The sequence below is a fragment of the uncultured Amnibacterium sp. genome (assembly GCF_964244015.1).
In the GTDB taxonomy this organism is placed as follows: domain Bacteria; phylum Actinomycetota; class Actinomycetes; order Actinomycetales; family Microbacteriaceae; genus Amnibacterium.
This window is the reverse complement of record NZ_CAXTHO010000020.1, coordinates 8,558-35,130: the sequence shown is the minus strand read 5'-3', so window position 1 is coordinate 35,130 and position 26,573 is coordinate 8,558. Positions and strand designations below refer to the sequence as shown.

Below are 26,573 nucleotides of genomic sequence, written 5' to 3'. Positions count from 1 at the left end.
CCCACCCGATCACCGGGGCACGACTCGACCTCGACCGAACCACCTACACGCCACCAGCGGACCTGCGCCGCTGGGTGCAACTGCGGGACGAGACCTGCCGGTTCCCCGGCTGCAACCGGCCCGCCAGCCGCTGCGACATCGACCACGCCCACGAATGGCAACACGGCGGAACCACCACCGCCACCAACCTCACCAGCCTCTGCCGACCCCACCACAACAGCAAAAGCACCGGCCTCACCACCCAGACCCTGCAACCCGACCACACCACCCACTGGGACACCCCATGGCGGACCCTCACCAACCCACCACCAGAACCCTCCGACCCCGCACCCGAACACCTCCTCACGGAACCCGACGACCCCTGCCCGTTCTGAGGGCCTGACGTCAGCGCCGGCGGCGGATCTGGGCGGGCTCGCTGATGGCGCCGACGATGAGTGCCGCGTGCAGCACGAACGCGTCCCGCGGCGACGTCGGGTCCCAGCCGAGCAGCTCGGTGATCCGCTTGAGGCGGTAGCGCACCGTGTTCGGGTGCACGAACAGCTCCCGGGCGGTGCCCTCGAGGGAGCGCCCGTTGTCGAGGTAGGCCCAGAGCGTGACCAGCAGCTCGGGGCTGTGGTGGTCGCGCAGCGGCGCATGGATGCGGGACACGAGCGTCGCCCTGGCGAGCGGATCCCCTGCGAGCGCCCGCTCGGGCAGCAGGTCGTCGGCGGCCACGGGTCGCGGCGCGGACCGCACGGCGCGCGCGGCGGCGAAGCCGGCCAGCGCGGCACGAGCGCTGCGGGACGCCGTGACGAGGTCGGCGACCGTCGGCCCGAGCACCACGGGCCCAGGACCGAACCCGGCCTCGAGGCTCTCCGCGATGTCGAGGAACGAGGCCTGCGTGCTCGGCGCGTCGTCTGCCGGAGCGTCGTCGGGCCGCGGAGGCGGCTCCTCCGACCGCACCAGAGGACCTGCGGCCTCGTCGGAGCGCCCGATCACCAGCACGAGTCGCGCGCCCTGCACGCCGATCAGGACGTCGGAGGCGAGGTGCCGCGCCGTGCGGCGCAGCTGGTCGACGTCGAGCAGCCGCGGGGTCGTGCCGACCAGCACGGCGACCTCGCCGTGGCCGTGCCAGCCGAGCGCCGCGATCCTCGAGGGCAGCGCGTCGTCGGCCTCGCCTGTGAGGATCGAGTCCACGACGAGCGCCTCGAGTCGGGCGTCCCAGAGGCCCCGCTGCTCCGCAGCCCGCGCGTAGACGTCGGCAGCGGCGAACGCGATCTCCCGCGAGTACAGCAGGATCGGCTGCAGGAGGGTCTGGTCCTTCGCGCTGGAGATCCGCTCCTCCACCACCTCGACGGTCGCGCGGATCAGCTGCAGCGTCTGCTGCAGGCTCACCGAGCGCAGCAGCTCACGGGGCGCCGCGCCGAAGACGTCGGCGGCGATCCACGGCGTCGATGCGGGGTCCTCGTACCAGCTGATGAACGAGCGGATGCCCGCCTGTGCGACGAGCCCGACCGAGCTGCGCCGCCCCGGCGGCATGTCGCGGTACCAGGGGAGGGTCTCCTCCAGCCGCTTCAGGGTGGCGGTGGCCAGCTCACCCGCGATCTGCCGGAGCCACGCGAGGGTCTCCTGCTTGGAGCGTGCCGCTGCCACCGCCTACCTGATCAGCTCTCGCCGCCGGCGGAGCCGGACGTGCCGGCGCGCACGTCGTTGAGGCGGTACCTGTCGATCGCCTGCGCGGCCGCGTACGGGTCGACCTTGCCCTCGTCGGCCAGGGCCTCGAGCGCGCGGACGACGACCGACGGGCCGTCGATGTGGAAGAAGCGCCTGGCCGCAGCCCGGGTGTCCGAGAAGCCGAAGCCGTCGGCGCCGAGCGTCGCGTAGGTGCGCGGCACGAACTGGCGGATCTGGTCGGGCACGGAGTGGGCGAAATCGCTCACCGCCACGACCGGGCCCTCCGTCGGCTCGAGCTTCGCCGTCACGTAGGGAGTCCGACGATCGGCGCTCGGGTCGAGGAACGCCTCGTGCTCGGCGGCGAGGCCGTCGCGACGCAGCTCGGTCCAGGACGTGACGCTCCAGACGTCGGCGGCGACGCCCCAGTCCTGCTCCAGCAGCTGCTGCGCCTCCAGAACCCACGGCACCCCGACGCCCGACGCGAGCAGCTGGACCCGCGGGCCCTGCGCCTCCGACCGCTTCAGCAGGTAGATGCCGCGCTTCACGCCCTCGATGTCGAGACCCTCGGGCTCGGCGGGCTGGGCCATCGGCTCGTTGTAGACCGTCAGGTAGTAGATGACGTTCGGATCGGGGTGACCCTGCCCGTCGGGTCCCGTGCCGTACATCCGCTCGAGCCCGTCGGCGACGATGTGGCCGATCTCGTACCCGTAGGCGGGGTCGTAGGAGACCACCGCCGGGTTCGTCTCCGCGATGGTGTGGGAGTGCCCGTCCGCGTGCTGCAGACCCTCGCCGGTCAGCGTGGTGCGCCCGGCGGTCGCGCCGATCATGAACCCGCGGGTCATCTGATCGCCCGCGGCCCAGATCCCGTCGCCCGTTCGCTGGAACCCGAACATCGAGTAGAAGACGTAGACCGGGATCAGCGGCTCGCCGTGCGTCGCGTAGGAGGTTCCGGCCGCGGTGAACGCGGCGACGGCGCCGGCCTCGTTGATGCCGACGTGCACGATCTGGCCCTGCGGGCTCTCCTTGTACGCGAGCAGCAGCTCCCGGTCCACCGAGGTGTAGTGCTGTCCGCGCGGGTTGTAGATCTTCGCCGTCGGGAAGAAGGCGTCGATCCCGAAGGTGCGGGCCTCGTCCGGGATGATCGGTACGACGCGCGCGCCGAAGTCCTTCGCGCGGACCAGGTCCTTCAGCAGCCGGACGAACGCCATGGTCGTCGCGACCTGCTGCGTGCCCGACCCCCGCTTCAGCACCTGGTAGGCCTTGGCGTCCGGCAGCGCCAGCGGCGCGTGATCCACACGGCGCTGGGGCACGTAGCCGCCGAGTGCGCGTCGGCGCTCCTGCAGGTACTGGATCGCCTCGTCGTCCTGGCCCGGGTGGTAGTACGGCGGCAGGTAGGGGTTCTCCTCCAGCTGCGCGTCGGTGATCGGGATCCGCAGCTCGTCGCGGAACTGCTTCAGGTTGTCGAGCGTCAGCTTCTTCATCTGATGCGTCGCGTTGCGGCCGGCGAAGTTCGGTCCGAGCCCGTAGCCCTTGATCGTCTTGGCCAGGATGACCGTCGGCTGCCCCTTGTGCAGCGTCGCCGCCTGGTAGGCCGCGAAGACCTTCCGGTAGTCGTGGCCGCCGCGCTTCAGGTTCCAGATCTGGTCGTCGGTGTAGTCCTCGACCAGCTTCGCCGCACGCGGGTCGCGGCCGAAGAAGTTCTCGCGGACGTACGCGCCGCTCTCGGCCTTGTAGGTCTGGAAGTCGCCGTCCGGCGTCTGGTTCATCAGCTTCAGGAGGGCGCCGTCGGTGTCGCGGGCGAGGAGGTCGTCCCACTCGCGGCCCCAGACGACCTTGATGACGTTCCAGCCGGCACCGCGGAAGAAGCTCTCCAGCTCCTGGATGATCTTGCCGTTGCCGCGCACCGGGCCGTCGAGCCGCTGCAGGTTGCAGTTGATGACGAACGTCAGGTTGTCGAGGCCCTCGTTCGCCGCGATCTGCAGCTGCCCGCGGCTCTCGACCTCGTCCATCTCGCCGTCGCCGAGGAACGCCCAGACGTGGCTCTCGGACGCGTCCTTGATGCCGCGGTTCGTCAGGTACTTCGCCGCCTGCGCCTGGTAGATCGCGTTGATCGGGCCGATGCCCATCGACACGGTCGGGAACTGCCAGAACTCGGGCATGAGCCGGGGGTGCGGGTAGGAGGACAGCGCGTGGGGCGCGTGCGACTTCTCCTGGCGGAAGCCGTCGAGGTCCTCCTCCGACAGCCGGCCCTCGAGGAACGCCCTGGCGTACATGCCCGGGGAGGCATGTCCCTGGAAGAAGACCTGATCGCCGCCGCCCGGGAAGTCGGGCCCGCGGAAGAAGTGGTTGTAGCCCACCTCGTACAGCGCCGCGGAGGACGCGTAGGTGGAGATGTGGCCACCCACCGAGATGCCGGGGCGCTGTGCCCGATGCACCGTGATCGCCGCGTTCCAGCGGATCCACGCTCGGTAGCGCCGCTCCAGCTCCTCGTTGCCGGGGAACGACGGCTCGTCCTCCGGCGCGATGGTGTTGACGTAGTCCGTCGTCGGGACCATCGGGATGCCGAGATGCAGCTCCTGCGAGCGGCTCAGCAGGCTGAGCATGATCTCGCGGGCCCGTTCGTGTCCGAGCCGGCCCACGAGGGTGTCGAGGGACTCGACCCACTCGGCGGTCTCGGCCGGGTCACGGTCGATGGTTCCGGCGAGGTAGGGATTTTGATCGTTGACCGCCACCGAGTGCTCTCGCTTCCTGATCGAGGACGAAGCGGCGCCGATCTTACTCGGCGCACTCGGACGATCCGCGGGTGCTCAGCCTCTTCCCGACGGACTCGCGGGGCTACGCTGGCGAACCGTCCGGGCCTTTAGCTCAGTTGGTAGAGCGCCACGTTTACACCGTGGATGTCGTCGGTTCGAACCCGGCAGGGCCCACCGGTGCCTAATTGCCGTGCCGCCGCTGCTGCGGCGCTGGCGCGCGCACCGGTCTCGCTTCGGTGCAGGTTTCCCGTCGACCCTCGATCCCCGGGTCGGCCGGGGTTCGCACACGCCGGGCCGGCCCTCGGCGGCGTCCGTGCCGCTCGCTAGCATGTGGCGCATGGCGGACGACCGGTCGATCACCGGCGCGCCCGCAGCGCAGGACGACGTCCACGACGACGACGAGCTCGCCGAGGTGCTCGCCGCGGAGCTGGAGCGCTACTCCACCGGCACCGTTCCCGTCGTTCCGCGTGCGTCCGCGCTCCGCGATGCCCCGATGCAGCCGCTGTCCCTCCCGCGGATGGAGCAGCCCGAGGCGCGCGATCGTGCCGACCTGCCGCGGGACGACGGTGCGTTCGCCCGTCGCGCCGCCGAGGTGGAGCGGGCGATGCGGCAGGCGTCCGGAGGTTCCGTGCCGGCGGCGGAGGCGTCCCAGTCGTTCCGCCGGGCCGATCGGCCGACCGGTCGACGGAGCGCGACCGGTCCCATCGTCCAGCCCGCGGGGCTCCCGACCGCCGACGACCTGCCCGTGAAGCGACGCACCGGCTTCCGCCCGCCGCCGTCCGCCGCCGACATGCCGCGGGTCGAGCCGCTGGACCGGGTGCTGCCCACCGGCCCGATCTCGCTGCCGGAGGTCACCGCGAGCCTGCTCGAGTCGATGATCAGCGACTCCACGGCACCGATCGGGGTCGTCGACGACCAGCAGCACGCGCGGCACGCGGCACCCGTGGTCGAGCCCGAGCCGCAGACGGGCCCGCTGGCCGCCGAACCGCGTCCGACCGTGTCCGCCGGAACCGGCGACGGGCTCTACGACGACTGGGAGCTGACCCTCCGTGCGATCGGACGCCCGCGTGCGCCCTGGGACCAGGACGACGTGCTCGTGCCGACGGGTGGCGACCCCGACCTGCCGACCGTCGCGATCCCGGTGCTCGGATCCGCACCGCTGCCCTCCGCCCCCGTCCAGCAGCAGCCGATCGTCCCCGCCCCGCCCGCGCCGGACACCCGGGCGTCCCGCCGCGGCGCGCACGCGCGGCCGATCGAGGTCGTCGCCCCGGTCGAGCCGGCAGGCCGGCGGTCGGGTCGCCGCCGCGCCGACACCCCCCAGGACGCGGTGACCGGGCCCGCGGCGATCGAGCCCGCGGTCGGCGGGGACCCCGCCGGATACGACTTCGTCGAAGCCGCGGCGTTCGAGATCCTTCCCCACCGCTCGCGCGACGCGGCGCCCGGCAGCAGCGACGACGACGAGGGCATCGACGAGGTCGCCGTCGACTACCCGGTGGTCAGTGCGGCGACGACCGGCGCGATCGACCTGCCGCAGATCGAGGTACGCCCGCGGACCGCTCCCGTGCTCATCGAGCGCGTCCGCACCGCGATCCTCCAGCTGCCCTCCGTCCCGTCCTCACCGACCGGATCCGGTGCCGCTGCCATCGTCGGCAGGTGGTTCGGGGCCTTCGCCTCCCCGCTGGTGCTGGTGCTCGGCTTCGCGCTCGCCGGTGCCGGCAGCGGTCCGGCCGCGGCGGTCGCCGTGCTCGCCGGCGCGCTGATCGCCGTTCCCGCGCTGGTGCGCACCGCGCTGTGGTCCGCCCGCACGACGGACGACGCGGCCATGCAGGAGACCGCCGTGCTCGGCGCCTCCGCCGGCCGGGCCATCGCCGTCGTGCTGCTGCTCGCCCGGCTCGGTGCCGCTGCCACCGTGCTGCTCCTCGTCGGCGCCACCGCCGGTTCGTGGGCGGACCGCACCGGCGCGCTCGGGCTCGGGTCCTCGAACGCTGCGCTGCTCGGCAGCGCCGTGGTCGCCGTGCTGGCCATCCTCACCGCCGCCCTGCCTGCCAGGGCGACCGCGATCCTGACGCTGCTCGCCGCGGTCGCCGGAGCGATCGGCACCCTCCTCATCGCCCTCGTGCTCGCACCGAACGGCGCGGCGCCCGTCGCGGCCACGGCGTCGGGCGGAGTCGCTTCGGCAGTCGGCGGCTTCGTCGCCGTCGGCCTGCTGCTGGTCCTCTGCGGGTCGGACGTCGCGCGCTGGCGCACCGACATCGCGAATCCGGTGTCGACCGCAGTCGGCTCGACCGTCGCCGTCCTCTGCGGTGCCGTGCTGCTCGGTGCCGGCACCGTGATCGCCGCCCGGCTGACCGGAGGGGGAGCGCCCGTCGACGAGTTCGCCGCAGCGCTGTCCGACGCATCGGCGAGCGCACTGGCCGCCCCGCTGCTGGTCATCCTGCTGATCTCCGCGGTGACGCTGCCGGCCGTGCTGCTCCGGTCCTCCGGCGCTGCGGCCGCGCGGCTGCTGGGCGCCGGGCGCCCCGTCCGGCTCGGGACCGCCGCGGCCGGGCTCCTCGCGCTCGCGGGCGCCCTCGCACTGCTCGCGGGCGGCGTCGACCCGTCGCGCGCCGCACTCGCCGCCGCAGCGCTGATCGGCGTCCCGGTCGCCGCGTGGGCCGGTCTGCTGGTCGTCACCGCAGGCGCCCGACGTCCCCGCATCAGCGGTGCCGGCCTCGCGCTCGCGACGCTGGTCGGCTGGCTGCTCAGCGACGGGCTCGTGCCCGGTGCCGCCAGCCCGGTGCTCACCGCGCTCGCGCTACCCGCGTCCTCCGGGCTCCGCGGCGGGCCGGCGCTCGGCATCGCCGCCGCGCTGCTGATCGGCGTCCTCGCGGGGCTGGCCGGCGGGACCCGACGCAGCCGCACCGCCCGGCCGGCGACCGGCCCCGCCGATACTGTGGACGGATGACCGTTCCGGGCATCACGGCGCCCCCCGCCACCCAGGCGCGACTGCTCGACCTGCAGCGCATCGACGACGAGCTCACCAGGATCGCCCAGCACCGGCGCCGTCTCGACCAGGCCCGCGACATCGCCGCGGCGGAGGGCGAGCGGGTCGCGTTGCGGCGCACCGCTGCCGACCGACGCGGTGAGCTGGAGGATCTCCGCGCCCGCATCGGCCGGCTCGAGGCGGACGTCCGCACGGTCGAGCAGCGGCTCGACCGGGATCGCAGCCGCCTGGCGACCTCGAGCTCGGCCAAGGACGTGCAGGGGCTGGAGCAGGAGATCGCCTCCCTCCGCAGGCGGCGGGAGGCGCTCGAAGACGACCAGCTGACGCTGATGGAGCAGCTGGAGTCCGTGGAGGCCGCCGCACAGGCCGTCGCGGACCAGCTCGGCGCGCTCGAGGAGCGCATCGCCGCGCTCCGCACCGACCGGGAGGACGCCCTGTCCGGCCTCACCGCGCAGCAGACCGACGCTGCGGAGCGGAGGGTCGCCCTCGCGGCAGAGCTGCCCGCCGATCTCGTGAGGTTCTACGACCAGCAGCGCACGCGGTACGGCATCGGCGCCGCCCGGCTCGTCGGCGCGGTGTCGGAGGGTAGCAACATGGCGCTGACCGGCGCCGACCTCGCGGCGGTGCGGGGTGCGCCCGCGGACGCAATCGTGCTCGACCCCGAGAGCAACTGCATCCTCGTCCGGTCCTGACCGGCTGACGACGGTGATCGCAGCCCCGCGGAGACGGCACGGCCTCGCCGGTCGCCGGCTCGTCGTCGCGGGGATCGTCGGCGCGGTGGCGGGGATCGCCGTGGCGATCCCGTTCGGCGCCGAGTTCGGGCCCGCGGTCGGCTGGCTGGCCGCGGCGACGCTCTACCTCCTCTGGACGTGGATCGCGATCGGCCGAATGGACGCGGAGACCACGAGGCGCCGTGCGACGAGCGAGGATCCGACTATCGGCGCCGCGCACGTGATCCTGCTCGTGGCGAGCGTCGCGAGCCTGGCCGGGGTCGCGCTGCTGCTGGTCGCGAGTGCCAGGAGCGAGGGGCCCGCGGCGGCGGTGCTCGGCGTCCTGTGCGTCGCCGCCTCATGGCTGACGGTGCACACGATCTACACGCTCGGCTACGCAGCGGCGTACTACTCCGGCACCGCCGGCGGGATCGACTTCAACCAGACGGAGCCGCCCGATTATGTCGACTTCGCCTATGTGGGCTTCACGCTCGGGATGACCTACCAGGTCTCCGACACCACGATCAGCGACTCCCGCATCCGCGCCCTGGTGCTGCGGCAGGCGCTCATCTCGTACGTGCTCGGCGCCATCGTGGTCGCGACGACGGTCAACCTGGTGATCTCGATCCTGAACTGAACCGCCTCATCCGCCACGCGAATTGTCCACCGCCGGGACAGTCGCGGCCCGGCGCGCACGGGCACCTGTCGCTCAGCGGCGCAAGTGCGCCCGCGCCCGGCGGTCAGGGCGGCGGCTCGGTGGTCGATGCGGGAACGGGCCGGCGATACGCCGGGTTCTGTACCGGCACCCTGCGGCGCCGGTGACGGCCATCTATCTCGGGGACGCGTTGCCACGCCCCTCCAGCGGTCCACCCGGGACCATCGGCGAGCAGCCGAATCGGTCCCTGTTCGACCTTGCTCCGGGCGAGGTTTACCCAGCGAGCCCGCTCACACGGGCCCCTGGTGGTCTCTTACACCACCGTTTCACCCTTACCGCCGCGGATCTCGCGACCAGCGGAGGCGGTCTGCTCTCTGTTGCACTTGCTCTCGGGTCTCCCCGGGTGGGCGTTACCCACCGCCCTGCTCTGCGGAGCCCGGACGTTCCTCGGCGCCGCCCTCGCGAGCGACGACGCGACCGTCTGCCGGCCCGTTCCCGTCCGGGAGCCTACTCGCGGGGTTCAGGAGGGAACGACAGGCGTGGTCTCGTTCGTGGCGCGGACGAGGTGCTCGGCGCCTGCGGTGGTGCGGTCGCCGGAGCCGTGCGCGGCGAGCGACGCGGCGCCGAGGATGCCCGCGTTGTTGCGCAGGGCCGCCGGGACGATCGGGGTATCGAGGTTCAGGAACGGCAAGAACTCGTCCGCGTTCTTGCTGACGCCTCCGCCGACGATGAACAGGTCGGGGGAGAAGAGCTGCTCGAGCGTCGAGTAGTAGGTCTGCAACCGGCCGGCCCAGCGCTGCCAGCTGAGCTCCTTCTTCTCCCGGACCGCGTTCGACGCGTACGTCTCGTAGTCGCGGTGCGGGCCGATGTCGATGTGGCCGAGCTCCGCGTTCGGCACGAGCAGGTTGCGGTAGATGATCGCGCTGCCGATCCCGGTGCCGAGGGTCGTCATGAGCACGAGACCGTCGATGTCCTTGGCGGCGCCGTAATCGCTCTCCGCGTAGCCGGCCGCGTCGGCGTCGTTCACGAAGGTGATGTCGTGGCCGAGCGCCTGCTCGAACAGCTGCTCCGCCGCGAGACCGATCCACTTCTTCGAGACGTTCGCCGCCGACATGGTGTGCCCGTTGCGAACGACTGCGGGGAAGCAGACACCGATCGGCGCGCTGTCGTCGGCCTGCGAGAGCTCCGCGAGGATCGACTTCACGACCGCGACGACGTCGTCGGGCTCGCCGCCCTCCGGTGTCGCGCGCTTCACCCGGTCGCTGATCAGCTGACCCGTATCCAGGTCGACCAGGCCGCCCTTGATCCCGGTTCCGCCGATGTCGATGCCGATCGCCTGCGCCACGGGGGTCACAGTAGCGCCCGCGTTAGCATGCCCCCTCAGGGCGGTCGACCGCCCGTGCGATGAGGGGCGAGCCGTGGCCGACGACGATCAGTGGTGGTTCAACACGAAGACGGGCGAGGTCGAGCACGGCGCGCAGTCGCCATGGTCCGATCGGGCGGGTCCCTACGCGACGCGCGAGGAGGCGCAGGGCGCGCCCGCCCGGATCGCGGCGAACAGCAAGCGCATCGCGGCGGAGGACGACTGAGTCGCTGAGGCGCCTGCGCCTCCCGGGGGGGACCCAGCGGGGTTGCGTTCTCGAGGTGTCGTTTTGAAGGAGTTCTGGGGCGGTCCGGCATCTGCCTGGTCGCATCTCGACCGCCCCAGACCACCTTCAAAACGCAGGCGTCGGTCTACTCGTACTCGTGCTCCGGAGCGGGGTAGCTCCCTGACGCGACGTCGGCCCTGAACGCCTCCACGCCCGGCGTCCTCGACGGCGAGGGCGTCCTGCAGCAGCTCCTCCGCGTCCGCGCCGCGCCCCTGCACCCGATGCCCGCCGAGGCGGTGCTCGCTCTGCGGCGTGAAGCCGATGTGCGCCATCACCGGGATACCGGCTCGACGATGCGACGAGCAGGAAGTCGATCCCGGCCTCGTCGAAGATCGCGGCGGTGTTGGTGTCGTAGCTGGTCAGCCCGGTGATCCTGACCCCGTTCCGCTTCGCGTCGAGGAAGTGCCGGGTGCGCACCTTCGCGCGGGGGTCGGCCATGGGCGGAGGCTGCGCGCAGCACGACGCGGGTGTCCGACGCGACCAGTAGGTTTGGGAGCGGCTCCGACGCCGAACCCAGCACCATCACCGGACGAGGAGTGGGACACCGTGGTCGACAAGCAGCGCGACTTCGTGCTTCGCACGATCGAGGAACGCGGCATCAAGTTCGTCCGCCTCTGGTTCACCGACGTGGTCGGCACCTTGAAATCGGTCGCGATCGCCCCGGCTGAGGTCGAGGGGGCGTTCGCCGAGGGCATCGGCTTCGACGGCTCCGCGATCGAGGGCTACACCCGCTCGTACGAGGCGGACGTGCTGGCGATGCCTGATCCGGGCACCTTCCAGATCCTTCCGTGGCGCGGCGAGATCGACCCGACCGCACGCATGTTCTGCGACATCCTGACGCCCGACGGGCAGCCTGCCGCCGCGGACCCCCGCAACGTGCTGAAGCGGGCGCTCGCGAAGGCGAACGACGCGGGCTTCACCTTCTACACGCACCCCGAGATCGAGTTCTACCTGCTGAAGTCGAGCGCGATCGGCCCGAACGGGCCCGAGCCGGTCGATTCCGCCGGGTACTTCGACAACGTCCCGGGCGGCACGGCCCACGACTTCCGCCGCCGCAGCGTGCGGATGCTGGAGGACCTCGGCATCTCGGTCGAGTTCAGCCACCACGAGGCGGGTCCCGGGCAGAACGAGATCGATCTCCGCTACGCGGACGCCCTCACCACCGCGGACAACATCATGACGTTCCGCACGGTCATCAAAGAGGTGGCGATCGAGCAGGGCGTCTACGCGACGTTCATGCCGAAGCCGCTGTCCGGCAAGCCCGGCAGCGGGATGCACACGCACCTGTCGCTCTTCGAGGGCGACGCGAACGCGTTCTTCTCCGCGAGCGGCGAGTACCACCTGTCGACGATCGGGCGGCGCTTCATCGCCGGCCTGCTGAAGCACGCGCCCGAGATCACGGCGGTCACCAACCAGTTCGTGAACTCCTACAAGCGGCTTTGGGGCGGCGACGAGGCGCCGAGCTATGTCTGCTGGGGGCACAACAACCGCTCGGCGCTCGTGCGGGTGCCGCTGTACAAGCCGACGAAGGGCCAGTCGTCCCGCGTCGAGTACCGGGCGATCGACTCCGCCGCGAACCCCTACCTCGCGTACGCGCTGATGCTCGCCGCGGGACTGAAGGGCATCGAGGAGGGGTACGAGCTGCCGCCCGAGGCCGAGGACGACGTCTGGTCGCTGTCCGACGGAGAGCGCCGGGCGCTCGGCTACGACCCGCTGCCGACCAACCTCGACACCGCGATCCGGCTGATGGAGGACTCGGAACTCGTCGCCGAGACCCTCGGCGAGCGCGTCTTCCGCTACGTCCTCGCGAACAAGCGGCGGGAGTGGGAGGCGTACCGGGCGCAGGTGACCCCCTATGAGCTCGCCAGCAACCTCGAGCTCCTCTGACGGGAGCGCCCGCCGCGGGTCTCGGGAGGCTCGGGGCGAGCTGCGTCTCGCCGACCTCGCCCGCGCGGGGTTCGTCGACCTGACGGCCGCCCGCGCGGACATCGCCGAGCTCGCCGAGCGTCTCGATCTGGACTCCTCCGAGGTCCTGCACGCGTTCGACCGGCCGGTCGGGTCGCCGGACGAGGCGCTGCGGGCGCTCTGCCGGCTCGCGGGGCGTGATTCCGTGTCGGTCGGCGCCCTGCTCGCCGAGCCGACCGCGGCGAGACGCACCGCGATGGTCCTCGGCGCCTCGAGCGGTCTCGCGGATTTCCTGATCCGCCGTCCGGAGGCGCTCTCCGTGCTGCGGACACCGCTCGCGATCCCGCCGTCGCCCGAGGCCCTGCGCGGCGCGCTGCTCGGCGCCGTCGGCGCCGAGGCCGGCGTCGCGACGCTGGTCGGCGTCGAGGCACGTCGAGCCCTCCGCTGCGCCTACCGCCGCGAGCTGACCCGCCTCGCCGCCTGGGACCTCGAGCAGCCCTCGGGGGCCGCGGTGTTCGAGCGGGTCGCCGCCGCCCTGTCCGATCTGGCCGGTGCTGCGCTCGGCGCCGCGCTGGCCGTCGCGCGGGCCGAGGTCGCCGCGTCGGCAGGCCCCGACCGCGTCCAGGCGGTGCCGCTCGCCGTCATCGGCATGGGGAAGGCGGGCGCCAGGGAGCTGAACTACGTCAGCGACGTCGACGTGATCTTCGTCACCGACCGCACCGATCCCGCGGCCGGTTTCGACCCGGTGCCGATCGCGACCCGGCTCGCGACCCGGCTCATGCGGGTCATCGACGACACCGATGCGGAGCCGCCGCTCTGGCAGGTCGACGCCAATCTGCGCCCCGAGGGCCGCACCGGCGCGCTCGTCCGCACGCTCGCCTCCCACATCGGCTACTACGAGCGATGGGCGTCCGGGTGGGAGTTCCAGGCGCTGCTGAAGGCATGGCCGATCGCCGGTGACCTCGAGCTCGGCTTCCGGTACGTGGAGGCGGTGCGGCCGAAGGTCTGGCAGGCGTCCGGCCGCGGCGACTTCGTGCGGGACGCCCAGCGGATGCGGCAGCGCGTGGAGGAGCACATCCCGGCGGGGCAGGCCGACCGGCAGCTGAAGCTCGGACCGGGCGGGCTGCGGGACGTCGAGTTCACCGTGCAGCTGCTGCAGCTCGTCCACGGCCGCACCGACGACCGGATCCACGCCCGCGCCACGCTTCCCGCGCTGCGGTCGCTGACCGAGCAGGGCTACATCGGCCGCGTGGAGGCCGCCGAGTTCGGCGAGGACTACCGCGTGCTCCGACTCGTGGAGCACCGCCTCCAGCTGCGCCGCCTGCAGCGCACCCACCTGCTCCCGACGGACGACGCGGAGCTGCGGATCGTCGCCCGGTCCAGCGGCGTCGGTGCGAGCGGAGCGGAACTCGCCGATCGCGTCGCGCGGGTTCGCGCCCGCGTGCGCGGGCTGCATCAGCGGCTGTTCTACCGGCCGCTCCTCACCGCCGTCAGCCGCCTGCCGGAGGAGGAGCTGATGCTCACCCCCGAGGCGGCCGTCGACCGGCTCGCGGGGATCGGCTTCCTCGACCCGAAGGGCGCGCTGCAGCACATCGCGGCCCTGACCGCGGGGGTCTCCCGACGGGCGGCGATCCAGCGGACGCTGCTCCCGGTGCTGCTGCAGTGGTTCGCGGAGGGGCCCGCGCCGGACCTCGGGCTGCTCGCGTTCCGGCGTCTGTCGGAGCGGCTCGGCGACACCGCCTGGTACCTCCGGATGCTCCGGGACTCGCCGACCGCGGCGAGGCGCCTCGCGACCGTGCTCTCCGAGTCCCGGTTCGTCGTCGGGCTGCTCGAGACGAACCCGGAGGCGGCGGCCTGGCTGGAGCGGGACGCCGATCTGCGGCCTCGGCCGCGCAGCGCGCTGCGGTCGGAGACCTCTGCGACCGTGCTGCGGAACCCGTCCCGCGACGAGGCGGCGGCGGCCCTGCGCATCGCGCGACGCCGGGAGGTGCTGCGGCTCGCGCTCGGCGCTCTGCTCGGCACGATCTCGGTGCAGGAGCTCGGGCCCGCGCTCGCGGACATCACCACCGCGCTGCTCGCCGGCTGCGTGCGATCGGTGCGGCGTGACGACGGCCCCTGGCCGGAGTTCGCGATCATCGCGATGGGCCGGTACGGGGGAGCGGAGAACGGCTTCGGCTCCGACGCCGACGTGATGGCGGTCTACCGCGCGATCGCGGGGATGAGCGACGAGGTCGCGCAGCGGCAGGCGGGGGTGCTCGTCGCGGAGGTCAAGCGTCTCACCGCCGACCCGCGGCTGCCGCTCGATCTCGATTTCGACCTGCGGCCGGAGGGGCGCAACGGCCCGGTGGTCCGGTCGCTGCGCTCCTACGAGGCGTACTACGCGCGGTGGTCGCTCACGTGGGAGTCGCAGGCGCTGCTGCGCGGCCGCGGTGTGGCGGGGGACCGCACGCTCGTGACCGACTTCGAGGCCCTCGCCGACCGCCTCCGCTACCCCGAGATCCTCGACGACGGCTCGGTGCGCGAGATCCGGCGCACGAAGGCGCGCATGGAGACCGAGCGTCTCCCACGCGGGGTCGATCCCACCCGGCATCTGAAGCTGGGGCCGGGCGGTCTGTCCGACGTCGAGTGGATCGTGCAGCTGATCCAGCTCCGACACGGGGCGACGATCCCCGCGCTGCGGACGCGGAGCACGCTCGGCGCGCTCGACGCGGCGGTCGCCGCCGCGCTGATCGACCGCGACGACGCGGCGCAGCTTCGTCAGGCCTGGGTGCTCGCGTCGCGCCTCCGCAGCGCGATCACGCTGTGGACGAACCGCACCTCCGACCTGCTCCCCACCGACCGCGCCGCGCTCGAGGGCATCGCACGGATCCTGGAGTACCCGCCGGGCTCCGCCGCCCAGCTGGAGGACGACCTCCTCCGCACCACCCGCCGCGCCCGAGCCATCTTCGAGCGCCTCTTCGCCTGACCCGGCACGTCAGCAGGCTGCAGGAGCACCTCGGCAGGCTGAGATCACTTCAGCAGGCTTCCAGCGGCCGATCTGGCCTGCCCAAGTGCGGAGAGCCTGCCCAAGTGCGGAGGCCCAGTGGGCGGCCCCGCGCATCCGCTCCTCCACAGGTCGATTCGATGCCGTTCGCGCCCTCGTGGCCTCGATCAGCCGACGGAGGGACGCTTCTGCCGACAGGGTCGCCTGCATGTCGGCCTTCAACTTCGTCACCACGGACGAGCTGCGCGCTCAGGGCTACACCGTCGAGCGGATACGAGCCGAGATCGCCGCCGGCGTTCTCGAGCGGGTGATCCGCGGCTGGTACTGCCGCCCTGGTGCGGACCGCGGTGCTGTTCGAGCCATGAGGCTCGGTGGTCGGATCAGCTGCGTCTCGGCGCTCGCGCTGCACGGTGGCTGGCTGCCTCCCGATGCGGGTGAGCACGTCGGATTTCCTTCGCACGCCTCCGGGAGGAGGCTGGCTCGACGGGGTACCCCTGATGGCATCATCGCTCACTGGCATCCGAAGGAGGCGGCCACGGGCTCTGCGTTCGCGGTCACACCGATCGATCACGCGATCGCGGACCTGCTGATCTGCCAGCCGCCCGCATTCGTCGTGGCGACGCTCGACTCACTGCTGCACAAGCGGGTGATCCAGCGGAATCGCGTCGGCGCACTGATCCTGGAGGGCCCGCTCAGGACCCATCACCTCGCGAATCGCCTGCATCCGGACTCCGGCTCCGGCATCGAGTCCATCGTCCGCTTCGGCCTCTGGGCGGCTGGGATCCACAGCACGATCCAGATCGTCGTCCGCGGCGCCTACCGGGTCGATGTGCTCATCGACGACTGGCTCGTCCTCGAACTCGACGGCAGAGGCACGCATGCGCAGAAGAAGGCGTTCACCGCGGATCGCGTCCGGGAGGCGATCATCATGCGGGACGGCAGAATCGTCCTCCGGTTCGGCTACGCGACCGTGATGTACGACTGGTCGTTCCTGCTCGAGTGCGTGCAGGACGTGATGCGTCAGCACGCGCCCGTGCGATGAGCCGCGCACCGTCCCCACTCGGCAGGCTCTCCGCACTCCGGCAGGCTGAGATCGGTCGCCACAGCCTGCCGACGCGAGAACGGCCTGCTCAGGTGCTGACCCGGCCTGCTGAGGAGGCGTCGGACACGGCGGAGGCCGCCGTTCCCGGAGGGAGCGGCGGCCTCGCGTGCGCGCGGCGGATCAGACGCCGTAGTAGAGCTCGGCTTGCGGGTCTGAGATCCGGAGGGTCCGCGTAGAGCGACGCTTCCCTGCAACTACAGGGAATTCGATGTCAAGCATCGGCGGAGTGGCCATCGGGTCTGTCCGAAAACTCGTCCGTTTAGCCGGCTCTCGATCGAGCCACGGCGTCCGCTGGAGGTCTGCGGGAGGCACCGCACACCTACGTGACGTGACCGAAGACCGTCCCCGGCTCTGGACCCCGCAACAGCTTGCCGACCACACAGGCATCCCGATTAGAACGCTCGCTGATTGGCGAACAGGGCGTGCTCGGAGGCGAGGGCTCGGCCTGCCCTTCGTGGCACTGTCGTCCCACAACGTGCGGTACCGCGAGTCAGACGTCGAAGCGTTCATCGCGGGGCGCATTGTTGGGCCGGTTGACCGAAGCGACGACTGATGGGACGACCAAAGCGGCCTGTCGGCGAACTCGGTGCCGTGACGTACACCATCGAGCAGAGCGGCCTAATCGTCGCGCGCGCGCGTGTGTATGACGGCGGTGGGCGCGAGCGTCGTCCGAGTGGCAGCGGGCCTACTGAGCAAGCCGCTCTCGCCGCATTGCAGGTTGCAGTCGATGTGGTCGTTGGTCGAGTGTTGGCTAACCCAGTGCAGCTCCTGACCGTCGCCGATTTGGCGACGGCCTGGCTGAAGGCTACTTACCACGACGACGATCCGCGAGTGCTGCGCCAGCGTCGTGAACAAACGGTGGACGGGTACGCATCGGTCATCCGCGCGCATGTCATCCCGCGCGCCGGCGTCATTCCAATCGCCGAGATCACAGCCCATCGTGCCGACGGGCTGCTCATGGATATCGCCCGCGACAAGTCGGCGACCACGTCGAACAAGGTTCGAAATGTGATGTCTCTCATGTTCGACTGGGCGATTCAGCAAGGTCATCTCTCCGTTGCCGGGTCGATTCAAAACTCCCGGTACGGGGCCGTCGTCGTTGCGAATCCAATCCGAGCGACCAGACGCGCGGATGAGCCGGACACTGTGTATTTCGAACTCGATGCAGGTCAGGTCAAGTACATTCTTCACCTCATCCGCGAGGTTTGGCCCGAGCGCCACCGAGCACGCTATCCGGAGTTGCTAGCCGCACTGAGGCCGCGCGCTACATCGTTCAGCCTGTTATCGTACGCGTCGTATCCGCTGTAGGCGAGCCACACCTCGGGAGTCGCACCGTCGATCATCTCGACCGGAAGCTGCTTAATGATCTGCTGAACTCCGGTGAGAAGCTCGCCGTCAGAGGTGCCTGATTGAAAGAGTGTGTCGAATGCTGATAGCGCGTCTTGCAGTGTCTGCACGGACATACTTTCTCCAGGGCATTTTGGGCGCGGGTAGCGCCGAGGCTAATTGTTACTGGCTTCGCTATCGAAGCAAAACTTCGGTTTAGGTGACGGGGTAAAGTTCTTTCGACCTACTCAATTCGAGTTGTAGCCAAAGCTGCTCAACTGAAAGACCTGTCCGTCAGCTCTTACTCGATAGTCGCGAGCGAAACTTTGACCCCAAACTAGAATGCACTCAGCTGCGATTCGCGTGACCTCACTCGCCTGCCTAGGCGAGGTAAAAGCGTCATTCGGCGGATTTGTGCCGAAGGACGGGCGCGCTTCAGGACCGATTGCGATGATGTCCCAGTAGGAGACATTCGGGTCGTCCTCGCTGTCGTGCAACCGAGCATTGATTACAACATCCACGTCTGCCCAATGTAGTAGGAATACGTCGACGGATCCCATAAATACTGCTCCGTCTGACCGGAAGATGATGTCGCGATCTGTGTCCTCAAAGTGATCAGGAAGTGGGGAAGTGGATCGCCGGCGGCCGACGGCCTGCAACGTCACGGGTGCTCCAATTCTGTTCTGTGCCCGTTCTTGGGCGTGAGGTGTAAGACATTGCTACCAGGGTGTTCGTGGCGGCGAGGGTCTCATGGCGGCGTGTCTTGCGTGACGCGTTCGGCCGGACGGTTTTCGTGAAGGTGTGGCAGGAACGCTGGGCGGACCTCGAACGTCTCTGCTCCCGGAGCAGACGAGTGGACACGGGGTGACATAAGCGGGTGCGCGTCCAGTGAAGGAGTAGCTGCCAGTACCCGCGTCGGATCAGGCTGGCCCGCGGGGTTGCCGTCACGTGCGCGGGCCAGGCGGTGAAGACCATTTCGGCTTTCTCGACATGAGATTTACCGATCTCCGGCGACGTGCTGACGGGTGAGCGCCGTTCGCGCGAAAACCGAGCCCGTCGGTGCCACGCGTCTTGCAGAGTGAGGGCGACCGTGCCGGCCGTGACGTCGGCGCGTCCCTCGGGCGTCGTGATTCGGGGGTCGAGTCGCGCACCTCTCTGGTGTGGGTGCTGCCCGGTGACGGTCTCGATGCGGGTGATGTCGTCGGGCGACGGGTTCCGGTATCTGTTGAAGTCGGTGGCGGTTGGGGATGGCGATCGTTTGCTGTCGACGCCGTTGACCCGGTATTACACGGAGGAGGGCACTCCGCCCGGCCGCTGGATGGGGAGCGGACTGGGTGCTTTGGGGGATGGGCAACTCACCGCGGGTGATCGAGTGTCGGAGGTGCAACTCCAACTGCTCATCGGTACGGGCCACGATCCGGTGACGGCGGCCCCACTGGGGCGTCCGTATCCGGTGTTTCGTAGCGTCGCGGATCGCGTCGCCGAACGTGTGGCGGCGATAGACCCGGCACTCGTGGGGGAGGCGCGCACGCGGGCGGAGGCTGCGATCGAGGTGGAGGAGCGTGCTCGGGGTGGGCGTCGGGCAGTGGCGGGCTACGACTTCACGTTCTCGGTGCCGAAGTCCGCGTCGGCGCTCTGGGCGGTAGCGGATGCTCGAACGCAGGCGGCGATCGTCGAGGCGCATCATGCCTCCGTTGCCGATGTGATCGCGTTCATGGAGCGTGAGCTCGCAGCGACCCGGGTTGGTGTCTCGGCGGCTGATGGTGCGGTAGCGCAGGTCGCGGTTTCTGGGTTGATTGCGGCGGCGTTCGACCACTTCGACTCTCGCGCCGGGGACCCGCATCTGCACACCCACGTGGTCGTGAGCAACAAGGTGAACACGGTCATGGACGAGCGGTGGAGGTCGTTGGACGGGCGGCCGCTGCACGCGGCGACGGTGGCGCTGTCGGAACTGCATGAGGCCCTGTTCGCAGACCGGCTGACCAGCGTGCTCGGTGTCGGGTGGGAGCGGCGGGCTCGGGGGCGGGATCGGAATCCGGGTTGGTCGCTCGCGGCGGTGCCGAAGGTGCTGGTGGGGGAGTTTTCGTCCCGGTCGCGGCACATCGAGGTCGAGAAGGACCGGCTGATCTCGGCGTACGTGACGGCGCACGGGCGGCAGCCGTCGAGGGCGACGATCATCCGGCTCCGGCAGCAGGCGACGCTTTCGACCCGCCCGGACAAGGTCATCCGCTCCTTGGCGGACCTGACTGGCGACTGGCGGACGCGGGCGACCGTGGTCCTCGGTCGGGATGCGACGGACTGGGCATCCGGCGTGGTCCGTGCGCCGGGTGCGATGTCGCAGGTCGCGGCGGGTGACGTGTCGCAGGAGACGCGGACGGCCCTGGCTGAGTCGGTGGTCGAGGTGGTGGGGGAGAAGCGGTCGACGTGGCGGCGCTGGAACCTGTACGCGGAGGCTGTCCGTCAGACGAGGGGGTGGAGCTTTGTCTCGACGGCGGAACGCGAAACGCTCCTTGCTGGTGTCGTGGAGGCGGCAGAGCGTGCGTCGCTGCGGCTGACACCGCCCGAGGTGATTTCGACTCCGGAGTTGTATCGGCGTCCTGATGGCACGAGCTGCTTCCGACCGCGGTACTCGACCGTGTACTCCTCCGAAGCCCTACTTGCGGCGGAAGACCGTCTGCTGCATCACGGCCGCGATCAGCGCGGACCGGCGATCGCGGCGGCGGCCACCGAGAACGTGATGCGCGGCCGCCGGCTCGCGAGCGTCCGACTCGGTGAGGATCAGCGTTCTGCGTTGACGGCGGTGGCGACGTCCGGACGGGTCCTGGACGTGCTGGTCGGGCCAGCCGGGGCAGGGAAGACGACCGCGATGCGAGGACTCCGCCGCGCCTGGGAATCGCAGCACGGGCCGAGCTCGGTCGTGGGGTTCGCGCCTTCTGCCGCCGCCGCACAGGTCCTGGCCGACGATCTGGAGATCGAGACAGAGAATCTGTCGATGTGGTGGCAACACCACCGCACCATCGGACACTCGTTCGTCGCGGGCCAGCTCGTGATCGTCGATGAGGCATCGCTCGCCGGCACCCCGATGCTCGACCGGATCGCGCATGCTGCTTCGGAAGCGGGCGCGAAGCTGCTGCTCGTCGGCGATTTCGCGCAGCTCCAGGCCGTCGACGCGGGCGGTGCGTTCGCGATGCTCGTCAACGACCGCGAGGACGCGCCCGAGCTGACCGACATCCGTCGGTTCCGCAACCCGTGGGAGGGTCCGGCATCCCTCGACCTTCGGCACGGACGCGATGAAGCGATCGACGCGTACGTCGACCACGATCGCTTGCGCGGCGGCGCCATCGAGGAGGCGACCCAGGCTGCGTATGCGGCGTGGTCCCGCGATCGCGCCGCCGGCCTTGCGACGGTGCTGATCTCCGACCGGGGCGAGACCGTCACGGAATTGAACCGCCGCGCCCGCGCCGACCTCGTTCTGCAGGGACTCGTCGACGCATCCCGCGAGGTACCGCTCCACGATGGCAGTCACGCTTCACCAGGCGACTTCATCATCACTCGCCGCAACGACCGGCGCCTGCGCTCTGGGAGGGACTGGGTCCGAAACGGCGACCGATGGGAAGTGACCAGCATCCACGCCGATCGTGCGGTCACGATCCGCCGTCCCGGGCGTAGATGGGGCGGGCGAGTCGTACTTCCGGCCGGGTACGTGGCCGAGCACGTTGAACTCGGCTACGCGATCACCGCACACCGGGCACAGGGCAGCACCGTCGACACCGCCCACGTGCTCGTCGACCCCTCGACCACGCGAGAGCAGCTGTACGTCGGACTCACCCGCGGTCGCTCGTCGAACGTCGCCTATGTGGCAATCGATCGTCCCGACGATGCCCACACGACCCAGAATCCCGCTGTCGCCCCGGACGCCACGGTACGAGGCGTGTTCGCCGGAGTCCTACGGCACGTCGGTGCGGAGCGCTCGGCCCACGAGACGATCAGCACAGAGCAGCAGGCATGGACCTCAATCGCTCAACTCGCAGCCGAGTACGAGACCATCGCCGCCGCCGCACAGCACGACCGGTGGGCCGCCCTCGTACATCGCAGCGGCCTCACTGCTAGCGAAGCAGAGGGCGCCATCGCTTCCAGAGCCTTCGGCCCGCTCACGGCAGAACTGCGCCGTGCCGAGGCCCACCACCACGACCTCGGCCGCCTTCTGCCCCGCCTGGTCGCCGCACGCGGCTTCAACGACGCGGACGACCCGGCCGCGGTCCTCCGGACGCGCCTCATCCGAGCGACAGTCGACGCGACCGGCTCCTCGCGTGCACGCAGGTCCCCGCGGCTGATCGTCGGGATCATCCCCGAGGCCGCTGGGCCAATGGCAGCAGAGATGGCCGAGGCACTCCAACAACGTCGCGGCCTCATCGAGCAGCGCGCACATGTGCTCGCGGAGACAGCACGGTCCGATCGCGAGCCCTGGGTGGTCGCGATTGGACCAGAGCCACGGGATCCTTCACGGGCATCGGCATGGAGGGCACTCGTGTCCGTCGTCGCCGCGTACCGCGACCGCTATGGCATCACGGGTGGGCGACCTCTCGGTGGGGAGGCGATCACCACCGCGCAACAACTCGACGCGTCGCGGGCGCGGACGGCGATCGAACATGCATGCCGACTCGCCTCGGAGGTTGGCGCAGACGCCTCAGCTCCGAGGGGCCGCGCGCCCCGGCAGAGTGGCCTGATGCGCTGAACGGCCCTCTTGACGCCTCTCCACGGCAGGATCGTTTGAGGTCTCGGACCTGCCTCGCAACGCGCTCGAGCTCCTTGAAACGCAGGCTCGCCGTGCGATAGAGGCATCATCTGTCCTCCGGCTGAGCGGGCGTCATTGTGACCGTATCCCTCGGTGATGGCGCAGATCGAACGACGCTCGGCGGCGTTGCTCTTCCCGCCCCCCCATCAGGAGCTAACAATGGCGCGGTTCCTCGAGCAGGGCAGTGTTGGTGCTGGCCCGGCGGGCTCCGTGACTGTGCGACCGGCGGCCCGGTCGGGGCCGCGACTCGTTATTTGAGACGTGCTGTCACGGATCGAGGATTCGAGAGGGGGCCGAGTGGCCCACGCCCCCTCGCTAGACGCCTCGCTGGGTGCGAGGGGTCTAGCGAGGGGTTTCGGGCGCCTTGCCCTGTACTGGCCTGCCACCTCCGCTGGCGCGCCTCCCGAACGACCTCGGTGGGGTCTGGCCGCTGCAGGTGTCCCGGTGATCGCGTCAGATCGATCCGATGATGACGATGTCGAGGACTGTCAGCACAATATGCCGATTGTGTCGGCTTCATGGCGATATCGTAGAACGGGTAAGCGTCAGCTGGCCGAGGATGATCAGTGCGAGAGAGTACGCCCAGCGGTGCGCGCAGGATTCCGAAGATGGACACGAGCTTCACCGCGGCGTTCCAACTGACCGATATCCCGAAGGATGACGACGCCCTACCGTGGCCGAAGCCGCCCCTCTCACTAGCGGAGCAGAGGGGTGTCCTTAAACGAAGATTGGAAGTCGAGACCAGTCGAGCTTCTGACCAATTGAAGCGGCTACGGCATCCGCGATCACTTGCGCCCCTTGGCTGTAAATTCGGGCGCAGGTGATCGCGCCGTGGATAACCAAGCTGTATTGCCCGTTACCATTGTCTCGAAGCACGCTCGAAGCGGGACGGTCGGTGTGCTTGATTGGTCCGGGCCACAATTCAGACCGCCAACCCGTCGCGAGCCCGTGCGTAAGCAGGTGTCTCACCTGCATCCAAGATCTACTGTCCTCCCGAACTTCTGCCCACGGCAATTTCTTCCAGCTCCAACTATTTTTCCCAACATAAGGACAGTGAAAGATGGCGAGCGGTGCCCCGACCTTGATTGCTGCCGCGGCTTTCGGGAAGTAACTCGCCTGGTACTGCGCGAAGGTGTCAATATCAGGATTATTCCAGTTGCCAATTTTCTTAGCGATCTCAGCAAAACTAGCGCCCGAATCAGCCATTGCGATCGCCGTGAAGTCCTCGGAGAATCCCTCGAACGCTGCAATCGTGCCTAAGACGATTGCCGGGCTAAGCGCCGCCTGATTTCCCGGGTTGCCAGGTTTGCGTGCGTGAAGTTGGAGCAATTTGTGGGAGGTCTCTAGGCCTCGCACGAATCGATCGACGCTCGCTTGGAGGCTCGGGACTGGCACCGACCTGACGGCCATCGTGGACATGTGTTCATGCTGACAAAGGTCTGCAAGAGGCGGTAGGACGGGGACCGCCCCAATACTGAGGTCGTCAGGTCGATCGCCAGGCTCTAACTTGAACAGCAATCCGGCAGGCTTCACCTCGCTAGCAGGTGCCGAACGGTGAAAAGCGTCGGCTTAGCCTGGCTGCGCTCGCTGCCTTCTAGCTGGCGCTCGCCTCGCCTCCGCTCGCGTAATCACCCCAAATCGTTTTCGCGGGTACGTCAGGCCTGCAACTATCTCGCCCGTCGAAGTCGAGGTCCTGTCCCGCGGCATCAGACCCGGCTTCGTGCTCATCGCCGGCGCGGACGGACTCAACCTCAACGACTTCTGCGTGATCGATTCGCAGCTGCGGCGACGGGGCAACACCGGCCAGCTCGTGCGCGACTTCGACTACGTGCTGCTCGAACTCGTTGTGGACGACGAACCGCGATGACCTCGACGGCCTCACGTCCATCTTCGACGTCGTCAGCCAGGCCGAACACCTCGCGAGCCCGATCCGAGGGACCGGTTCCACGAGCGCAGCGATGTCGTGCTTCTCGGCGTCGTTCGAATGTCACGCCGGAACGGTTCACCCGAACCCCTGATGATGGCGGAGGCATGCGAGGTCCGATCGGTCGTCTTCTCCAGGGCCACCAAACGGGACGAGACGTGGGCGACGATCGAGCTCGGTGAGCTCGATGCAGGAGTTACCCTCAGCGCCGAAACGATGCGGCGCGTGGTCCGCGAGGTCTACGCGTTGCTGACCCAGCTTTGACGACCACGCCCCGCCACCGCGAATGAGGGTCCGGCGATTCGCAGCTCGCGCTCGCGTGCGCCCAGCCTCGCGACACAAGCGCTGCTCCCCACTCAACTGATCGCAGACCTCAGGCGCGAGTTGCCCCTCGGCACACAAGAGAGCGGCGAGTCACGGGACCAGCCATCCGCCCGCGTACGGGCTGGCCATATTCTCAGGAACCCACCGCCGGTGACGTCCCTCAGCCAACCATTTGATGATCGCCGCCGGTGTGCCTAGACATTGCCCGCAGGAGACTGGCATGGTGGCCTCTAGCATCAGGAAGCCTAGCGCACCCCCACTTCGCGAGGACGGTCATGTTTGAGAATCTCTTGACCGGCGTCGAGTCGAGCGTCGTCACCCAGGGAATCGCCTTCCTATTCTCTCAGGCGAACGAACTGATCAGACACCGACGAGCGTCTTCGCATAAGGCGGAAGCCCCTTCAATTCAAGCGCCCGACGGTATTTTCACCGAGACGTCAGGGGGCGTCCATCCCGCCCGAACGGATGTTCTCGAACTCGTTTCCGATCAACTCGATGCGGCTCTCAATGATCTGTCCAGTGCCCGGCGAGCTTCGACCGATTCCACCTCGCGCGACGTAGTACTCGCCGCACTACGGGTCCGGAAGATTCTGGTCGCCGTTTACGGTGTCCCGCTCGAGTTCCGGCAGGAAGGTGGCGAGGAGCAGCGTGACGGCCCGCGTATCGGCGTGTACATCGCCGGTGACGTTCAGTCCGGCGGGAATGTTGCCGGACGTAGTATTCACATAAAGAACCAAAAGTAGTCTTGCGACTCGATGCATGCCTGACGACTCAATGGACCAGCCTTCCCCGCCAGCAGGAGACCGCAGGACGGCCCAGTCCAGCAACGACACAGAAGCCAAGGTGTCAAAGGAGGACGCCTCGGAAACCCAAGCCGCCGAACCGTCTGTCGACCCTACCAAGACCCGTCTCTCTGAAGGCGCCATTCTCAACATGTGGGGCGGGTCAGACAGGCGCCGCTTCGGCATCGTCGTGGCTGGCGGCGTCACGGCCGACAACGTCGCGGCGAGGGATATTCACAATCATTACGGCGGGGAAAATGACCCGATCACTGTAACCCCTATTCATGCAGACGAAGTTCGGTCGCTTGAGCAAGCCAACGTCCTACACCCTCAGCACGATCTTGCCGCGACAATTCTTAAGCGCGAAGGCTTTGTGATTCTCTATGGCGACTCCGGACTCGGTAAGGGCACCCTTGCACTGAGTCTTCTCGACTTCGACGCGCACACGCATCAAATTGATGCGTCCATTACAGCTCTACAATTGGCGAGGCTCACAACCACACTTCCAGATGCGAGCAAGCGACTGATAGTCGAATCGCTCGTGTCATCGACGGCTTCCGCGCTAAATAGCTTCACGGTCCGTGCGCTCAAACGGCAGCTAAGCACGACAGAAGCGCGCTTGGTCATCACCATCGACGGGCCAGCGACCCTGTCACCTGACTTGGCCCCGCAGACCGTTCGAATCACAGAACGACCCGACGTGCTGCAGACGCTCGAGAAGCATCTGGAACAGAAGCTCGCTTCAGCAGGCGTCCCCGCTCAGACGATCGGCCTGTTGCGAGGGGCAGGAAGTTGGGCAGCGGCTTCGACCTACCTGTCGCGCCGACCGATGCGAGAGGTGCCCCGATTCGCTCGTGCAGTTGCGTCGAGCGATTCGATCGGCACTGACGCAAACGAAGCATTGGAACGCGCGCTCGATGACGGCGAGGACCGAGCTCGCCAGTGGTTCGAGTCCGACCGGCCGATCGCCACGGTCGCGTTCCTGCTCTGCGCAACAGTCCTCGATGGGTGCACCTACGCCACAGTCAG

The 26,573-nt window shown here is 69.3% G+C and carries 16 protein-coding genes, 1 tRNA gene, 1 other RNA gene and 2 pseudogenes; 13 read left to right on the top strand and 7 right to left on the bottom strand.

Features of this window, described 5'->3' with window-relative positions:
• Nucleotides 1-374 (top strand): HNH endonuclease signature motif containing protein (locus ACFE67_RS04240; protein ID WP_375405626.1); only part of this gene is annotated, 374 nt, incomplete at its 5' end.
• Nucleotides 375-384: 10 nt separating this feature from the next.
• Here ACFE67_RS04240 and ACFE67_RS04235 read toward each other — a convergent pair.
• Together ACFE67_RS04235 and aceE are read right to left on the bottom strand one after the other, a co-directional pair.
• On the bottom strand, nucleotides 385-1,632 hold the full coding sequence (locus tag ACFE67_RS04235) for a PucR family transcriptional regulator (RefSeq protein ID WP_375405625.1): 1,248 nt from the start codon (nucleotides 1,630-1,632) through the stop codon (nucleotides 385-387).
• Between the two features lie 11 nt (nucleotides 1,633-1,643).
• Complete coding sequence (gene aceE / locus ACFE67_RS04230; protein ID WP_375405624.1) at nucleotides 1,644-4,385, bottom strand: pyruvate dehydrogenase (acetyl-transferring), homodimeric type; 2,742 nt, start codon at nucleotides 4,383-4,385, stop codon at nucleotides 1,644-1,646.
• 122 nt (nucleotides 4,386-4,507) lie between these two features.
• On the opposite strand from aceE, the gene ACFE67_RS04225 reads away from it, so the two are divergent.
• The 4 genes from ACFE67_RS04225 (at nucleotide 4,508) to ACFE67_RS04210 (ending at nucleotide 8,736) form a co-directional block, all read left to right on the top strand.
• A tRNA-Val gene (locus ACFE67_RS04225) sits at nucleotides 4,508-4,580 on the top strand.
• A 163-nt stretch (nucleotides 4,581-4,743) separates the two neighbouring features.
• Nucleotides 4,744-7,350 (top strand): hypothetical protein, encoded by a 2,607-nt coding sequence (locus ACFE67_RS04220; protein WP_375405623.1) that lies wholly within the window; start codon nucleotides 4,744-4,746, stop codon nucleotides 7,348-7,350.
• The gene (locus tag ACFE67_RS04215; RefSeq protein WP_375405622.1) at nucleotides 7,347-8,081 is read left to right on the top strand and encodes a zinc ribbon domain-containing protein; all 735 of its coding nucleotides are present in this window, start codon (nucleotides 7,347-7,349) and stop codon (nucleotides 8,079-8,081) included. Before ACFE67_RS04220 ends, ACFE67_RS04215 begins: the two co-directional genes overlap by 4 nt.
• Nucleotides 8,082-8,094: 13 nt before the next feature.
• Nucleotides 8,095-8,736, top strand: coding sequence for a DUF1345 domain-containing protein (locus tag ACFE67_RS04210; RefSeq protein WP_375405621.1), 642 nt, complete (start codon nucleotides 8,095-8,097; stop codon nucleotides 8,734-8,736).
• A 130-nt stretch (nucleotides 8,737-8,866) separates the two neighbouring features.
• Here ACFE67_RS04210 and rnpB read toward each other — a convergent pair.
• Both rnpB and ppgK read right to left on the bottom strand, forming a co-directional pair.
• An RNA gene (rnpB, locus tag ACFE67_RS04205) (RNase P RNA component class A) lies at nucleotides 8,867-9,247 on the bottom strand.
• A 27-nt stretch (nucleotides 9,248-9,274) separates the two neighbouring features.
• Nucleotides 9,275-10,099, bottom strand: coding sequence for a polyphosphate--glucose phosphotransferase (ppgK, locus tag ACFE67_RS04200; protein ID WP_375405620.1), 825 nt, complete (start codon nucleotides 10,097-10,099; stop codon nucleotides 9,275-9,277).
• A gap of 73 nt (nucleotides 10,100-10,172) precedes the next feature.
• Here ppgK and ACFE67_RS04195 point away from each other — a divergent pair, with 73 nt between their 5' ends.
• The gene (locus tag ACFE67_RS04195) at nucleotides 10,173-10,343 is read left to right on the top strand and encodes an SPOR domain-containing protein (protein ID WP_375405619.1); all 171 of its coding nucleotides are present in this window, start codon (nucleotides 10,173-10,175) and stop codon (nucleotides 10,341-10,343) included.
• 212 nt (nucleotides 10,344-10,555) lie between these two features.
• Here the strand turns inward: ACFE67_RS04195 and ACFE67_RS04190 are convergent.
• Both ACFE67_RS04190 and ACFE67_RS04185 read right to left on the bottom strand, forming a co-directional pair.
• Nucleotides 10,556-10,693: pseudogene (locus tag ACFE67_RS04190) on the bottom strand (3-methyl-2-oxobutanoate hydroxymethyltransferase); the annotation flags it as partial.
• Nucleotides 10,694-10,705: 12 nt separating this feature from the next.
• A pseudogene (locus ACFE67_RS04185) lies at nucleotides 10,706-10,841 on the bottom strand (3-methyl-2-oxobutanoate hydroxymethyltransferase); the annotation flags it as partial.
• A gap of 108 nt (nucleotides 10,842-10,949) precedes the next feature.
• On the opposite strand from ACFE67_RS04185, the gene glnA reads away from it, so the two are divergent.
• The 5 genes from glnA to mobF all read left to right on the top strand — a co-directional run bounded on the left by glnA (nucleotide 10,950) and on the right by mobF (nucleotide 22,454).
• Nucleotides 10,950-12,290 (top strand): type I glutamate--ammonia ligase, encoded by a 1,341-nt coding sequence (gene glnA / locus ACFE67_RS04180; RefSeq protein WP_375405618.1) that lies wholly within the window; start codon nucleotides 10,950-10,952, stop codon nucleotides 12,288-12,290.
• A complete protein-coding gene (locus ACFE67_RS04175; protein ID WP_375405617.1) occupies nucleotides 12,259-15,273 on the top strand; it encodes a bifunctional [glutamine synthetase] adenylyltransferase/[glutamine synthetase]-adenylyl-L-tyrosine phosphorylase in 3,015 nt (1,004 codons plus the stop codon). Before glnA ends, ACFE67_RS04175 begins: the two co-directional genes overlap by 32 nt.
• Nucleotides 15,274-15,499: 226 nt before the next feature.
• Complete coding sequence (locus ACFE67_RS04170) at nucleotides 15,500-16,333, top strand: hypothetical protein (RefSeq protein WP_375405616.1); 834 nt, start codon at nucleotides 15,500-15,502, stop codon at nucleotides 16,331-16,333.
• A gap of 651 nt (nucleotides 16,334-16,984) precedes the next feature.
• Nucleotides 16,985-17,701 (top strand): hypothetical protein, encoded by a 717-nt coding sequence (locus ACFE67_RS04165; RefSeq protein WP_375405615.1) that lies wholly within the window; start codon nucleotides 16,985-16,987, stop codon nucleotides 17,699-17,701.
• Nucleotides 17,702-18,905: 1,204 nt separating this feature from the next.
• Nucleotides 18,906-22,454, top strand: coding sequence for a MobF family relaxase (gene mobF, locus ACFE67_RS04160; RefSeq protein ID WP_375405627.1), 3,549 nt, complete (start codon nucleotides 18,906-18,908; stop codon nucleotides 22,452-22,454).
• Nucleotides 22,455-23,231: 777 nt separating this feature from the next.
• On the opposite strand, the gene ACFE67_RS04155 is transcribed toward mobF, so the two are convergent.
• Nucleotides 23,232-23,933, bottom strand: coding sequence for a hypothetical protein (locus tag ACFE67_RS04155; RefSeq protein WP_375405614.1), 702 nt, complete (start codon nucleotides 23,931-23,933; stop codon nucleotides 23,232-23,234).
• A gap of 301 nt (nucleotides 23,934-24,234) precedes the next feature.
• Here ACFE67_RS04155 and ACFE67_RS04150 point away from each other — a divergent pair, with 301 nt between their 5' ends.
• Nucleotides 24,235-24,381 carry a hypothetical protein gene (locus tag ACFE67_RS04150; RefSeq protein ID WP_375405613.1) on the top strand — a complete coding sequence of 49 codons (147 nt, stop codon included), beginning with the start codon at nucleotides 24,235-24,237 and terminating at the stop codon, nucleotides 24,379-24,381.
• Nucleotides 24,382-25,037: 656 nt separating this feature from the next.
• Nucleotides 25,038-25,505, top strand: coding sequence for a hypothetical protein (locus ACFE67_RS04145; RefSeq protein WP_375405612.1), 468 nt, complete (start codon nucleotides 25,038-25,040; stop codon nucleotides 25,503-25,505).
• The last annotated feature ends 1,068 nt before the right edge of the window (nucleotides 25,506-26,573 follow it).